Here is a 13,357-nt window from a genome sequence, read left to right on the forward strand (position 1 = left end):
TCCTATTTGGTAGGTGTCTCGCTGCTGGGCACCACAGGTTTCTTTTTGGTGAACTTCAGCGCCGCTGCCGCCAACTTTTGCTTGCGCTCCTGGTTCAGCCGCTCCAGCTCGTGGTGCGTGCTCTTCTTCATGTTGGGATCTTTGCCAAATACGCCTGCCATAGTGATGTTTCCTTTGGGGGCAGTCTAACTGGCTTTGCTTGTGCGGCTACTTGCGGGAGGCGGGTCGGTGCTTTGTTTTGTTAGGCGCGCAGAGGCGGTTTAAGACTGATAGCCGACTTTCACCTGGCTCTAAAGCTGTCGTTAACGTTGGAGTTGGGCCGCAGCATCCGGATACTCCCAGTCGATCAGCTTCAGTCGGAACTTCTCCAGAGCCATCAGAGTCAAGGCGCAGCGGTTGCAGTCTTCTTCGAATCTCTCGGGGAGCATTTCTTCCTCCACTTCTTCCCTGATGCCCTTCTTGCCACTGAGTTCGGAGTTATACCGGATGAGGCCTTCCAGGCCGTCAACGTTCTGCCACCGCATGTACTTGGAATGAACGATCTCGTTTCGTCTCTCGGCCAGCTTCGACACTTCCACCATGAGCTTGTGGAATTCGCTCTTCTCGGCAGATTGCGGCGGGCGAAGCATGTCGACGTGGCGAGCGAACATCACGTCAGTGGTTTTGACCCGTTTGCCGAACTCAAGCTCGTTTACGAGGATCAGAACCGCTTCGCTGTCGCCCCCGGACATGTGCACGAGTAAATCGGTCAATGCTGCCTCGATGTGCTGGAACAGGAATACAAAGCGCCCGAGCTGGTGGAAGGGAGTAGGCTGTTCCATCTGCGGCCTAACGTTTGAGTTGGGCGTCACTTCCAGAACTGCCACGACTTCTTCGGCCCTTCGATACCTTTAGCCTTGCTTTGTAGAAAGAGCAGGTACTTCGGGTCTTGATCTTTGAAGATATCGGTTCCCGCGCCCATGTAGGCCCGCATAAGCTCATCGGCTGCACGATCAAGGACGCCAAGTTCGAGCTGGCACTGACCCAGCCGCAGATGCAAGAAGGGATTGCCAATTGCACCTGGGCAATGCATTGCGGTGGTTAAGTTGTCTTTGCCTGCCGTGTAGTCTCGACCGAGGAAATTGGCATCGCCGATAGCCGCGAGCAGCCAAGTGGCAGCTTCCCATTCGGTCTTTGGCTCAGGCAACAGATCCCAGGCCTTCCAGTACGCAGGGATTGCTTCCGAGTACCTTCTCTCGCTAGCCAACGCGTCGCCTTCGGCCGATAAACGCTGAATCTCAGAGTGAATGTCTTCTGAAAGTTCAGGCATTTCGCTTCGTCTCTAGTGACGCCCAACGTAATGTATGCCGCAAAACCTGCGGGATATTCTGGCGGCTGCGGGATAAACTGGGTGAAAATTGCGCTGGAAAGCCGCTCGCAGTCACGATCTCAGAAATTTTCATGTGCGTTTGTACAGGTATAAAAATTCCGACATACCCCGCAGGTTGTAAGAAATGGAATGAGTCATAGATTGCAGGATTTTCACGTCAATATCGCCTGCTGAATATCCCCCGTTTGGGTGAATCTGCGAACGTCGGCTTCCGCCCTTGGATTCAACCGGTCGATGCAACACCTTAGATTCTGTATGAACAGAAGGAGTGTTGCAGATGAAATATCGGACTCGGACTTACTACACAGACAGTCAGAAGGCCCTGATGTGGGAGCGCTGGAAAAAAGGCGATTCCCTGCAGAAGATTGCACAGTTGTTTGATCGGAATCACTCATCTGTGGGTGGCATCCTGGCTGAGACTGGTGGAATTCGCCCCGCACAGCGCTCTCGCTCTCAATTAGCGTTGAGCTTGGCGGAGCGAGAAGAGATATCGCGGTGCTTGATGGCAGGGCAATCGATCCGATCTATCGCCCTGAAGTTGAACCGAGCGCCATCCACAGTCAGCCGTGAGATCAAACGCAACGGTGGCCAAAGCAGCTATCGTGCGGCCCAGGCCGATCAGGCCGCATGGGATAGGTCACACCGTCCCAAACGTTGCAAGCTGGTTCAGAATAGAGCCTTGGCACGTGTCGTGGCACGTAAGCTCCAATGCCAGTGGGCGCCCCAGCAAATTGCAGGATGGCTCCAGCGTACTTACCAGTGCGACAAGGACTACCACGTGTCACACGAAACCATCTACCGCAGCCTATTCATTCAAGCCCGTGGCGCCTTGAAGAAGGAACTGCTGCAACATCTGAGGCGCACTAGGGCCATGCGTCGTTCGCGTCACTACACCCAAAAGACAGATAACCACGGCAGGATTACCAACACCGTGTCTATCAGTGAGCGTCCGGCCACGGTGGAGGATCGCGCAGTACCTGGCCACTGGGAAGGCGACTTGATGTTTGGTAGTCTGAACAACCAGATTGCGACATTGGTTGAGCGTCAGACTCGCTACGTAATGCTAGTGAAGGTGGCCAGCAAAGATACCCAGACCGTCACCAACGCCCTGATCAAACACGCACGCAAGTTGCCGCAGGAACTCTACAAGTCATTGACCTGGGATCGTGGTCACGAGATGGCTGATCACAAGCGTTTTACATTGGCCACCGATATCAGCGTCTACTTCTGTGATCCCCATAGTCCTTGGCAGCGTGGAAGCAATGAAAACACCAACGGCCTGTTGAGGCAGTACTTCCCCAAGGGAATCAATATCTCAAATTATTCACAGGCACAGTTGAATGCAATTGCGAGAAAACTAAATGAACGCCCAAGGAAAACTCTAAACTACGAAACGCCTGCTGAAAGATTCAGCCAACTTGTTGCGTTGACCGGTTGAATCCAAGAGTGAAAGCGGTCGTTCCATGTATTTGGTGAAGGTGCCGCTCAATGTTTGGGAGGACTGAAGACCGGGTACGTGGCCCAAATGATGAGTGCACACAAAATTATGCTTGTACCTACACCAGAGTCATGTCCAAAGGCAATGCTAGGAGAAAACAGCCCGGCAATAGCTAGACTGGAGATGCCAAAAGTGACTTGCCTAATGGATCCCTTCGGTTTCTCCGACCACCGCAGTGCGAAATATAAAGGCCAACTAAAAGGAATGGAAATCGCTGAGAAGCCAATAAGAATTTCGAATAGACCTTCTCTTCCGTTGACTCCAAAGATCGGTGCATTTCTCATATAGGGCGTTGAGTAAAGCGCACCACCGATCACTAGTAAGACAAGTAGCCAAAGACAAACGAGAGTCTTTTGAGAACGATTCATTTTGGGCCTTTCGATAAACATCGAATAAGACCGCTCTGAACTCTCCGTTCCCTTTTGCTCTTTTCCATTTGGCATTGCTCTCCCCAACCTTTCTAAACTTTGAAGTCAAGCGCAGCAGCAATTGTCAATCTTTCATGCAAATGCAGGTTTTAGTGTGTTGCATCGACCGGTTGAATCCGCCAAGCAAAGCAGCCAACCACACACCCCACATTCACTACCAATTCAATAGCTGTTCGCGCATATTCCACGGGGGCTACAGGCTAAAAATACCTAAAACTCAGGCCGCCCCAATGTTCGGAATCAGCCCACCCACGGGCTGCCCGTTCTTCAGCGCTGCGGTAAACGCCAGCATGCGGTCGATCGGCAAACGCGCGCGGTCAATCAGGCGGCTGTCCACCTGGATTTCATTCAAACCGTGCTCCAGCACCTGGGCAACACCAGCCAGGCCGTTCATGGCCATCCAGGGGCAGTGGGCGCAGCTTTTGCAGGTGGCACTGTTGCCGGCGGTGGGAGCTTCGATGAAGGTCTTGGTGGGGTTGAGCGTGCGCAGCTTGTGCAGCATGCCGTTGTCGGTGGCGACGATGAAGGTGTCGGCGTCCAGCGTTTGCGCGGCCTTGAGGATGGCGCTGGTGGAGCCCACGGCGTGTGCCAGGGCCACCACGTCCTGGGGTGACTCGGGGTGCACCAGCACCTTGGCCTTGGGGTGCTCCTTGATCAGAGCCTCCAGCTCAAAGGCCTTGAACTCGTCGTGCACGATGCAGGCGCCTTCCCAGAACACCATGTCGGCGCCGGTTTCGCGCTGGATGTAGCCACCCAGGTGTTTGTCGGGTGCCCACAGAATTTTCTGGCCCTTGTCTTTGAGGGCGCGCACGATGTCCAGCGCGCAGCTGCTGGTCACCAGCCAGTCGGCCCGTGCTTTGACGGCAGCGCTGGTGTTGGCGTAGACGACCACGGTGCGGTCCGGGTGGGCGTCGCAGAAAGCGCTGAACTCGCTGATGGGGCAGCCTAGGTCCAGCGAGCAGGTGGCGTCCAGGTCAGGCATGAGCACGGTTTTGTGCGGCGACAAAATCTTGCTGGTCTCGCCCATGAACTTCACGCCCGACACCACCAGCGTCTGCGCGCTGTGGTCGCGGCCAAAGCGCGCCATTTCCAGCGAATCGCTCACCAGGCCGCCGGTTTCCTCGGCCAGGTCCTGCAGGTCCGGGTGCACGTAGTAGTGCGACACCATGACGGCGTTCTTCTCTTTCAGCAGACGCTTGATCTTGTCCTTCAGCGCCACACGCTGCGACGGCGTGGGCTCCACGGGTACGCGCGCCCACGCGTGCTGGGTGCTGCAGGCGGGCTGTTCGTATTCGACGTCAATCACATCGCTGGCAGACATCACAGCTCCTCAAAACGCATGGAGAAATCGGTGGCCTTCACGTCCTTGGTCAGGGCACCGATGGAGATGCGGTCCACACCCGTAGCGGCAATGGCACGCACGGTGTCCAGGCTCACGCCGCCCGACACTTCCAGAATCGCACGCCCGGCGTTGATGGCCACGGCTTGCACCAGGTGGGCCATGGTCATGTTGTCCAGCAGCACCATCTTGGCGCCGCAGTCCAGCGCTTCGCGCAGTTGGTCCAGCGTTTCCACTTCCACCTCAATGAACTTGGCGCTGGCCGCGAACTGGCCAGCGCGCTGCAGCGCGGCCGTCACACCACCGGCGGCGGCAATATGGTTTTCCTTGATCAGCACGGCGTCGAACAGGCCAATGCGGTGGTTGGTGCCGCCGCCCGCGTGCACCGCGTACTTTTGCGCCATGCGCAGGCCGGGCAGGGTTTTGCGGGTGTCCACAATGGCGGCGCGGTTGCCGGGCACCGACTCCACGGCACTGACAAACGTGGCGGTCTTGGTGGCTACGGCGCTCAGCAGTTGCAAAAAGTTCAGCGCGGTGCGCTCGGCCGTCAGCAGCGCCTGGGCGTTGCCTTCAATTTCCACCACCACCTGGTCGGCCACGCAGCGCTGGCCTTCGCGCACATGCCAGATGATGGCGGCGCTGGGGTCCAGCGCCCGCACGGCGGCGGTGGCCCAGGGCTCGCCGCACAACACGGCGGCTTCGCGCGCGACCACGCGGGCGCGGGCGCGGCGGGTCGGGTCGATGAGGGAGGCGGTCAGGTCCCCCGCGCCCACGTCTTCTTGCAGGGCACGGGCCACGTCGGCCTGGGCCAGGGCGGTGATCTGGGCGGTGGAATAGTCAGAATTGCGCATAGGGCCGCAAGGATACCGGGTTTGCCGCCCGCGCAGCAGTGCGCCGGGCAGCGGCCATGGCGGCTAAAATGACCGACAACGAGGATTCATCCATGAACATTTTCCGCCGCCCCGACTACCAATCCGAAGCTACCCAGTTTATTGACCAGCTCAAGACTGCCAAGCCCACGCTGGAAGCCGAGCAACGCCAGGGCCGCGCCCTGCTGTGGGACAAGAGCGTGGACCGCAGCGCGGTGAAGGCCTATGGCGAGGCCCGCGTGGAGCAAAAGCCCTACGTCTACCAGACCAACGCCAAATAAGAGCCAAATAGGCCTCTAGCCCGCGTGGATATTGCGCGAGCAGCTCCCAATTCAATAGCAAATCATGAGCACACTTTCTACGGACAGCGGCTCTGACGCGACCACCCTGGCCACCATGCCCGAGGTGGTGGACCGGGTTGCACTGGCGCGCCTGTACGGCGAGCCACTGTTTGCCATGCCGCAGGATTTGTACATCCCGCCGGACGCGCTGGAGGTGTTTCTGGAGGCCTTTGAGGGGCCGCTGGACTTGCTGCTGTACCTGATCCGCAAGCAGAACTTCAATATTCTGGACATCCCCATGCTGAGCGTGACCAAGCAGTATTTGGTCTACGTGGACCAGATCCGCAAGCACAACCTGGAGCTGGCGGCCGAGTACCTGCTGATGGCGGCGATGCTGATCGAGATCAAGTCGCGCATGCTGCTGCCGCCCAAAAAGACGGCCGAGGGCCAGGAAGCCGAAGACCCGCGTGCCGAGCTAGTGCGCCGCCTGCTGGAATACGAACAAATGAAGCTGGCCGCGGCCCGCCTCAACGCCATTCCGCAGTATGGGCGCGACTTTCTGAAGGCCAACGCCCATATCGAGCAAAGCCTGCAGCCGCGTTTCCCCGATGTAAGCCTGGTCGACCTGCAAGAGGCATGGCGCGACATCATGAAGCGGGCCAAGCTGGTGCAGCACCACAAGATCAGCCGCGAAGAACTGTCGGTACGCGAACACATGAGCATCGTGCTCAAGCGTCTGCAGGGCCAACGTTTTGTGGGGTTTGAAGACCTGTTTGACCCCAGCCAGGGCACGCCCGTGCTGGTGGTGACCTTTATTGCCCTGCTGGAGCTGGCCAAAGAGACCCTGATCGAGATCACCCAGGCAGAAGCCTTTGCGCCGATTTACGTGCGCTTGGCCTATTCCCCCGCCTGAGTGGTGTCACTAACCGATACGCCCGCTTGCGGTTAGTATCGGCCCCGCATCCCGCCCAACCCCCTGTTGATGGAGTCTCTGTCCATGGCCCAAGAACCTGCTGGTAACGCGTCTGCTGCGGCATCCCCTTACGGCACGCTGCCCCCAGCTTCGCCCATGGCGACCCGCAAACCCATCAGCCTGCCGCGCATTCAAGAGATGCACACACGCGGCGAAAAAATCACCATGCTCACCGCCTACGACGCCACCTTTGCGGCCGTGGCCGATGCGGCGGGTGTGGAATGTATCTTGGTGGGTGACTCGCTAGGCATGGTCTGCCAGGGCCTGCACAGCACCGTGGGCGTGAGCCTGCAAGACATGGCATACCACACCGAAAGCGTGGCCCGCGGCCTGCGCCGCGCCCAGGGCACGGCCTGGCTGATTGGTGACCTGCCGTTTGGCAGCTACCAAGAGTCCAAGGAACAGGCCATTCGCAGTGCCAGCGTGCTCATGCAGGCCGGTGCCCACATGGTCAAACTCGAAGGTGGTGGCTGGACCACGGAGGTAGTGCACTTTCTGGTGGAACGCGGCATCCCCGTCTGCGCCCACCTGGGCCTGACGCCGCAAACCGTGCACGCGCTGGGTGGCTACCGTGTGCAGGGCCGGGGCGATGTGGCCTCGGACCTGATGAAGAAACAAGCCCTGGCGTTGCAAGACGCCGGTGCCTCCATGGTGGTGCTGGAGATGGTGCCCGCACCCCTGTCGGCCGAGCTGACCCAAGAGCTGCCCCACTGCGCCACCATCGGCATTGGTGCTGGCAAGGGCACGGCTGGCCAGGTGCTGGTGTTGCACGACATGCTGGGTGTGAACCTGGGCAAAAACCCCAAGTTCGTGCGCAACTTCATGGCCGAATCCACCAGCATCCGCGGTGCCATGGAAGCCTATGTGGCCGCCGTGAAAAACGGTACGTTCCCTGACGACACCCTCCACGCCTGGTGAAATAACACGCGTATGCAACTGATCCACACCATTGCCGAGCTGCGCACAGCGCTGAGCCAGTACCGCCACCCTGCCGTGGTGCCCACCATGGGCAATTTGCACGCCGGCCATCTGGCCTTGGTGCGCCAGGCCAAGCCGCTGGGCGACGTGACCGTGTCCACCATTTTTGTGAACCGGCTGCAGTTCGCGCCGCACGAAGACTTTGACACCTACCCGCGCACGCTGGAAGCCGACTGCGCCCAGCTGGAGGCCGCGGGCTGCGACATCGTGTTTGCCCCCAGTGAACAAGAGCTGTACCCCCAGCCCCAAACCTTCAAGGTGCACCCACCCACCGAGCTGGCGGACATATTGGAAGGCCACTTCCGCCCGGGCTTTTTCATCGGCGTATGCACCGTGGTCATGAAGCTGCTGGCTTGCACCCAGGCGCGCACCGCGCTGTTTGGCAAAAAGGACTACCAGCAGCTCATGGTGATCCGCAACATGGTGAAGCAGTTCGCCCTGCCCATTGATGTGGTGGGCGGAGAAACGCAGCGCAATGAAGCGGGTCTGGCCCTGTCCAGCCGCAACGGTTACCTGAGCCCGGCACAACGCGAAGAGGCGCTGCTGCTCTCGGCCACGCTGCGCAAAATTGTGGCGGCCCTGCGGGCTGGCGAAGCGGATGTGGCACGGCTGGAGGCAGAAGGCATGCAGGCCCTGCGCAGTGCAGGCTGGGTGCCCGACTATGTGGCCGTGCGCCGCCAAGCCGACTTGCAGGCCGCACACAGCGGCGACGCCATGGTGGTGCTGGCGGCCGCAAGGCTAGGCAGCACCCGGCTCATTGACAACATCGAAGTCTGAGCGGCGCGCACGGGGCGTAAAAAAGCCCGGGACCAGCCCGGGCATAAAAACCTTGGAATACCGTAGGGAGCTTAGAAGGTGTACTTCAAGCCCATTTCAACCACATCGCCTTCGCCATTCGCCTTGGCCAAGCCTGCGAAGTCAAAGTACAACTGCATGTTCTTGAACGGGGTGTAACCGACACCGGCAGACCATTCGTCACGGCCGTTGGTGTTTTCAGGTTTGACCTTCTGCATGGACAGGCCGAAGTCGAACTCACCCATCACGTAGGTCAATGCCAAACCGGTGTAAGAGGTCTTGATCTTGGCGGTGCTTTCCACGTCAGCAACCAGGCCCTTCAAAGCCAGATTGCCCATTTGGTAAGTAGCGGCCAGGCCCGTGGCGTAGCGGTCGGTGTTCAACTCGCCTTGGGTCTTGGAGCTGTCCGCTTTGTACTTGGCCAACTCGCTCCAGCCACCGGCCAAAGTGAGGCTGCCAATCTTGTAGGTCGCGGCCAGGGCGAAACCATTGGAGTTTTCGGGGTTGGCGGCGGGGCCAACTGCCGAGGTGTAGTCCACGGCAAAGCTCAGGTCACCCAGCTTGTGGCTGTATTGCACATGGCGGCCCTTGTTGGCAGAGGCAGGCTCTGTCATGAAGGCGTTTTCGCCATGGCCCACGCCCAGCGTTTCCATGACGTTGTCTTCGATGAAGCTGTCGAACTGGCCGGCGGAGAAGCGACCAAACTTTTTGCTGGCGATGCCAACGCGCGTGTCGTCGGAGGTGAAGGCGGAGTTGTCAACGACGGGGTCGTAGTCCACTTCGATTTCGCCGAAGATGGAGATGTCTTCGTTGATGGTCTTGGTGGCCTTGATTTCCACTTGGTTCAGGCCCTTGCCCAGCACTTCGTTGATTTCACGACCAGCGGCATTTTTCTTGCTGACATAGTAAGTGCCGACGTCCACGTTCACTTCAAACTTGACGTCTTTGTCGGTGGCCAACTCGCCAGCCTGTGCGCCCAGCGCCAGTGTTGCAACTGCGAGTGCAACAGCAGATTTTTTCAACATTCCATACTCCATTTTTTAGCGGGTTAAAAAGTCATATCAAGACAAGACACAACGACCGCGGAGTCTGAAGAGTGAATAAGACGGACCGGTTAAATTGGCATTAAGTTTTGGTTACATCGGTGCAGGACAACGCCCTCTGCAGGCGCAGTGACACAAGAGACACAAGGAATACAAAGCGCGGCAGCGGAGCAAGGTCCGCAGTTGAACCAGAACGATCCATCCGCGCACGGGGCCGTGCGCCCCGGGGTGTTTATTTATGGCGGAAGACGATGGCTTCGAGCTGCATGCCGCGGATTTGCTTGGCTGCAGCGTCGGCCTTGGCCTTGGTGGCAAAGCCGCCTACGCGCACACGCGTGAGCTTGCCGACATTGGTTTCCAGCAGCTCGGTGTAAGCGGGCATGCCTGCTTTTTCGAGTTTCTGAAATGCATTGCTTGCATTCGAAGGCACGGCAAACAAGCCCACATTGATGTAGTAACCCGTCTCCATCTTCACCGGACCGGCCGGCTTGGCTGGTGCTGCTGGGGCAGCCACCGGTTTGGGTTCGGGTGGCAGGCTGGCCATGGGCGCGACTTCAGGCTTGGCCGGTTCGGCCACTGCGCTGCTGGTGGCCACCGGCACTGGCTCGGCCGCTGCGGGGGCGGCGGGTGCTGTCGCGGTGGGCGGGGTGGCCATGTCGGCAGATGCAGGCTCGTTGTTGCCCCAGAAGGTCAGCGCCTTGGGCCAGATGGCACAGCCCGACAGCAGCAGTGCACAAACCATCGCCGTGCTGGCGATCTGGCCGCTGCGGACCATGCGGGTGCGGCGCGAAGAACTCAACAGAATGGACATGGGGCGGTGCTTTCTGGGTAAGGCTGCAGCGTACAGGTGCGCTAGCGTCAGCCCCAAAATGTACCGCAAGCCCAGGCCGGTGCGAGTACACACTGACCTGGAAACAACACCCTACAGGAAGCGGTCCAGGATTTTTTTGCTGTGAGCGTCCAACGCAAACTGGTCGCGCACCAGGTACTGGATGCCATGGGCATCGGCAATCAGCAGGCCGTTGTCCTTGCCAATGCGGCGAATATCCTCGTCGCCACGCAGCACAAACTCGGTGTTGCCACGGTCCGTTTCTACCTCCCAGGTGCAGGGTGTGGAGTAACTGGTGACCGAGACAATGCGTGCAATCACCGGCATGAACTCGCGTGTGGTCAGCTCCGCCCGGATCAGGTCCTGCGCGGGCTGTGGCACATCGGCCAGCAGGTCCACCCAGGCCACTTCCTTGCCATCAGTGCTCACCAGCGAAATGCCGTCGTCGGGCGACTGGATGGGAAAGGCGCGCACCGGCACCACGCCTTCAAAACGCTCGCCCGCCTCATTGGTCAGTACCAGCTTGCCAAAGGGGGTGCGTTCCAGCGTGAAACGGCTGGCCGTCACGGTTTGCAGGGCGCTCATGCGGCGGACTCCTCAAGCATAGTGTTGTTGCGTGCCTGGGCCTGGTACAGGTTGTAGTAGGCGCCCTCGGCCGCCATCAGCGCGTCGTGCGTGCCCTCTTCCACCACCTTGCCGCGGTCCAGCACCACCAAGCGGTCGGCCCGGTGCAGCGTGGACAGGCGGTGGGCAATGGCGATGGTGGTGCGGCCTTGCACCAGGTTTTCCAGCGCTTTCTGAATCTCTTTCTCGGTTTCCGAGTCCACCGACGAGGTGGCCTCGTCCAGGATCAGGATGCGCGGGTCGATCAGCAGCGCGCGCGCTATCGAAATACGCTGACGCTCGCCACCCGACAGGCCCTGGCCGCGTTCACCCACCATGGAGTCATAGCCCTGCGGCAGGCGCAGGATGAACTCGTGCGCGTGGGCCGCGCGCGCGGCGGCAATGATCTGGGCACGCGTGGCATCAGGCTTGCCATAGGCGATGTTGTCGGCAATGGTGCCGAAGAACAAAAACGGCTCTTGCAGCACCAAGCCAATGTTCTGGCGGTAGTCCGAGATCGCAAACGAGCGAATGTCTACACCGTCCACCAGAATCGCGCCTTCGGACACATCGTAGAAGCGGCAAATCAGATTCACCAGCGTACTTTTGCCCGAACCGCTGTGGCCCACCAGGCCAATCATCTCGCCGGGCGCAATCTTCAGGCTGATGCCGCGGTTCACCTCGCGGTTGCCATACCGGAAGCCGACATCGCGCACCTCGATGCTGCCCTGCACCTTACCCATGGGCACGGGGTTCACGGGTTCAGGCACGCTAGACACGTGGTCCAGGATGTCAAAAATGCGCTTCGCCGCCGAGGCCGATTTTTGGGTGACCGAGACGATGCGGCTCATGGAATCGAGCCGGCCGTAGAAACGGCTGATGTAGGCAATAAAAGCCGTGAGCACGCCCACGGTGATATCGCCCTTAGACACCTGCCAGATACCAAACGCCCAGACCACCAGCAGGCCCAGTTCGGTCAAAAACGACACGCTGGGCGAGAACAACGACCAGATCTTGTTGATGCGGTCGTTCACCGCCAGGTTGTGTTTATTAGCCTCACGAAAGCGTGCAGCCTCACGCTTTTCTTGCGCAAAAGCCTTCACCACCCGCACACCCGGAATGGTATCGGCCAACACGTTGGTCACCTCGCCCCAGACGCGGTCAATCTTCTCAAAACCTGTGCGCAGGCGGTCGCGCACAAAGTGGATCATCCAGGCAATAAACGGCAGCGGCACCAGCGTCACCAGCGCCAGCCAGGGGTTGATCGAGAACAGGATGATCGCGGTCATGGTCAGCATGATCACGTCGGTAGCAAAGTCCAGCAGGTGCAGCGACAGGAACACACAAATGCGGTCACTCTCGCTGCCGATGCGCGACATCAAGTCACCCGTGCGCTTGCCGCCAAAGTACTCCAGCGAGAGGCGCAGCAAATGTTCGTAGGTGGTGGTGCGCAGGTCGGCCCCGATCCGCTCGGACACCAGCGCCAGGATGTAAGTTTTGGCCCAGCTCAAAATCCACGCGGCCAGGGCCGACCCCAGCAGCCCTGACATGTACAGGGTCACCAGCATGGGGTCGATCTTCTGCCCGTTCTGGAACGGAATGAGCACGTTGTCCATGATGGGCATGGTCAGGTAAGGCGGCACGAGGTTGGCGGCCGTGCCCAACAGGGTGAGCACAAAACCCAGCAACAGCTGCCCGCGGTAGGGTTTGGCAAAGCGCCACAGGCGAAACAGCGTCCAGGTACTGGGCGGGGTGTGGACCACCTTGGTGCACACCGGGCATTCCTCCTGCTCGGCCTCCAGCGGGGCCTTGCAACTGGGGCAGACCTGGGTGAGTGCCTGCGCCAGCGGTCGGCCTGACACGGTGCTCTCCAACTGGGCCTGGAACTGGTCTACCAGGCGCAGGGCATGCAGGTTTTGCCCCAGCGTGAAGCGCCAGGTGCCGCGCAGGCCGGTGGTATCGACAAAATCCAGGTGGCCCACGCCCGCGTGGTCGTGGTGCTGCAGGGTTTGGCCCGCCTGCAGGTCCCAGGACTGCCAGGCCGCGTCCGGCCCCACCCGGCTCAGCAGGCGGCGGCTGGTGACCAGCACCAGGCCCTTGACGAAGCGCAACTGGGTGTCAAGGTCAACCTCCAGCGAGGCCAATACGTTCTCTTGGGGATGCAGCTGCTGCTGCACATTGGCCCGCCATTGCGGAGCAAGCTCTCCGGGCAGCACAGAAACAGCAAGGGCGTCAGGGGTCATCTACTTCTAGGGAAAAGGTTTAACTCGGGATTTTGCGTCATCTGCGCGCCAAGGCGCCGAGGATAAATCCGTTACACAACACGGGGGCTGAGCGAAAATACATAACGCG

Annotated in this window: 14 protein-coding genes; 5 read left to right on the forward strand and 9 right to left on the reverse strand. The window is 59.6% G+C overall.

All coding sequences use genetic code 11. The annotated features are described in order from the left end of the window. Positions 1 to 2 precede the first annotated feature (2 nt). The 3 genes from C5F53_RS20255 to C5F53_RS08995 form a co-directional block, all read right to left on the reverse strand. Complete coding sequence (locus C5F53_RS20255) at positions 3 to 161, reverse strand: hypothetical protein (protein WP_161499911.1); 159 nt, start codon at positions 159 to 161, stop codon at positions 3 to 5. Positions 162 to 302: 141 nt separating this feature from the next. Then, complete coding sequence (locus tag C5F53_RS08990; protein WP_146097330.1) at positions 303 to 866, reverse strand: hypothetical protein; 564 nt, start codon at positions 864 to 866, stop codon at positions 303 to 305. Continuing rightward, positions 848 to 1,309, reverse strand: a complete 462-nt coding sequence (locus C5F53_RS08995; protein WP_105261051.1) for a hypothetical protein — start codon at positions 1,307 to 1,309, stop codon at positions 848 to 850. Before C5F53_RS08995 ends, C5F53_RS08990 begins: the two co-directional genes overlap by 19 nt. A gap of 337 nt (positions 1,310 to 1,646) precedes the next feature. On the opposite strand from C5F53_RS08995, the gene C5F53_RS09000 reads away from it, so the two are divergent. Beyond that, positions 1,647 to 2,807, forward strand: a complete 1,161-nt coding sequence (locus C5F53_RS09000; protein ID WP_105261052.1) for an IS30 family transposase — start codon at positions 1,647 to 1,649, stop codon at positions 2,805 to 2,807. A 705-nt stretch (positions 2,808 to 3,512) separates the two neighbouring features. On the opposite strand, the gene nadA is transcribed toward C5F53_RS09000, so the two are convergent. Both nadA and nadC read right to left on the reverse strand, forming a co-directional pair. Next, on the reverse strand, positions 3,513 to 4,616 hold the full coding sequence (gene nadA / locus C5F53_RS09005) for a quinolinate synthase NadA (RefSeq protein ID WP_105261053.1): 1,104 nt from the start codon (positions 4,614 to 4,616) through the stop codon (positions 3,513 to 3,515). Then, entirely contained in the window at positions 4,616 to 5,485 is an 870-nt protein-coding gene (gene nadC, locus C5F53_RS09010; protein ID WP_105261054.1) for a carboxylating nicotinate-nucleotide diphosphorylase, read from the reverse strand. Before nadC ends, nadA begins: the two co-directional genes overlap by 1 nt. Before the next feature lie 92 nt (positions 5,486 to 5,577). Here nadC and C5F53_RS09015 point away from each other — a divergent pair, with 92 nt between their 5' ends. The 4 genes from C5F53_RS09015 to panC all read left to right on the forward strand — a co-directional run bounded on the left by C5F53_RS09015 (position 5,578) and on the right by panC (position 8,512). Next, positions 5,578 to 5,784 carry a DUF3460 family protein gene (locus C5F53_RS09015; RefSeq protein ID WP_105261497.1) on the forward strand — a complete coding sequence of 69 codons (207 nt, stop codon included), beginning with the start codon at positions 5,578 to 5,580 and terminating at the stop codon, positions 5,782 to 5,784. Between the two features lie 64 nt (positions 5,785 to 5,848). Further along, a complete protein-coding gene (locus C5F53_RS09020; protein WP_105261055.1) occupies positions 5,849 to 6,697 on the forward strand; it encodes a ScpA family protein in 849 nt (282 codons plus the stop codon). 84 nt (positions 6,698 to 6,781) lie between these two features. Further along, positions 6,782 to 7,675 (forward strand): 3-methyl-2-oxobutanoate hydroxymethyltransferase, encoded by an 894-nt coding sequence (gene panB / locus C5F53_RS09025; RefSeq protein WP_105261498.1) that lies wholly within the window; start codon positions 6,782 to 6,784, stop codon positions 7,673 to 7,675. A 12-nt stretch (positions 7,676 to 7,687) separates the two neighbouring features. Then, positions 7,688 to 8,512 (forward strand): pantoate--beta-alanine ligase, encoded by an 825-nt coding sequence (gene panC, locus C5F53_RS09030; RefSeq protein WP_105261056.1) that lies wholly within the window; start codon positions 7,688 to 7,690, stop codon positions 8,510 to 8,512. 71 nt (positions 8,513 to 8,583) lie between these two features. On the opposite strand, the gene C5F53_RS09035 is transcribed toward panC, so the two are convergent. The 4 genes from C5F53_RS09035 to C5F53_RS09050 all read right to left on the reverse strand — a co-directional run bounded on the left by C5F53_RS09035 (position 8,584) and on the right by C5F53_RS09050 (position 13,248). Beyond that, on the reverse strand, positions 8,584 to 9,555 hold the full coding sequence (locus C5F53_RS09035; protein WP_161499912.1) for a porin: 972 nt from the start codon (positions 9,553 to 9,555) through the stop codon (positions 8,584 to 8,586). A gap of 250 nt (positions 9,556 to 9,805) precedes the next feature. After that, positions 9,806 to 10,384: an SPOR domain-containing protein gene (locus tag C5F53_RS09040; RefSeq protein ID WP_105261058.1), complete on the reverse strand. Its 579-nt coding sequence runs from the start codon at positions 10,382 to 10,384 to the stop codon at positions 9,806 to 9,808. Positions 10,385 to 10,495: 111 nt separating this feature from the next. Beyond that, on the reverse strand, positions 10,496 to 10,987 hold the full coding sequence (locus C5F53_RS09045) for a DUF1854 domain-containing protein (protein ID WP_105261059.1): 492 nt from the start codon (positions 10,985 to 10,987) through the stop codon (positions 10,496 to 10,498). Next, the gene (locus tag C5F53_RS09050) at positions 10,984 to 13,248 is read right to left on the reverse strand and encodes an ABC transporter ATP-binding protein (RefSeq protein WP_105261060.1); all 2,265 of its coding nucleotides are present in this window, start codon (positions 13,246 to 13,248) and stop codon (positions 10,984 to 10,986) included. The genes C5F53_RS09045 and C5F53_RS09050 overlap by 4 nt, the downstream gene beginning before the upstream one ends. Positions 13,249 to 13,357: the final 109 nt, after the last annotated feature.

Origin of the sequence: Rhodoferax sp. TS-BS-61-7, assembly GCF_002943465.1 — a bacterium.
GTDB lineage: Bacteria > Pseudomonadota > Gammaproteobacteria > Burkholderiales > Burkholderiaceae_C > Allorhodoferax.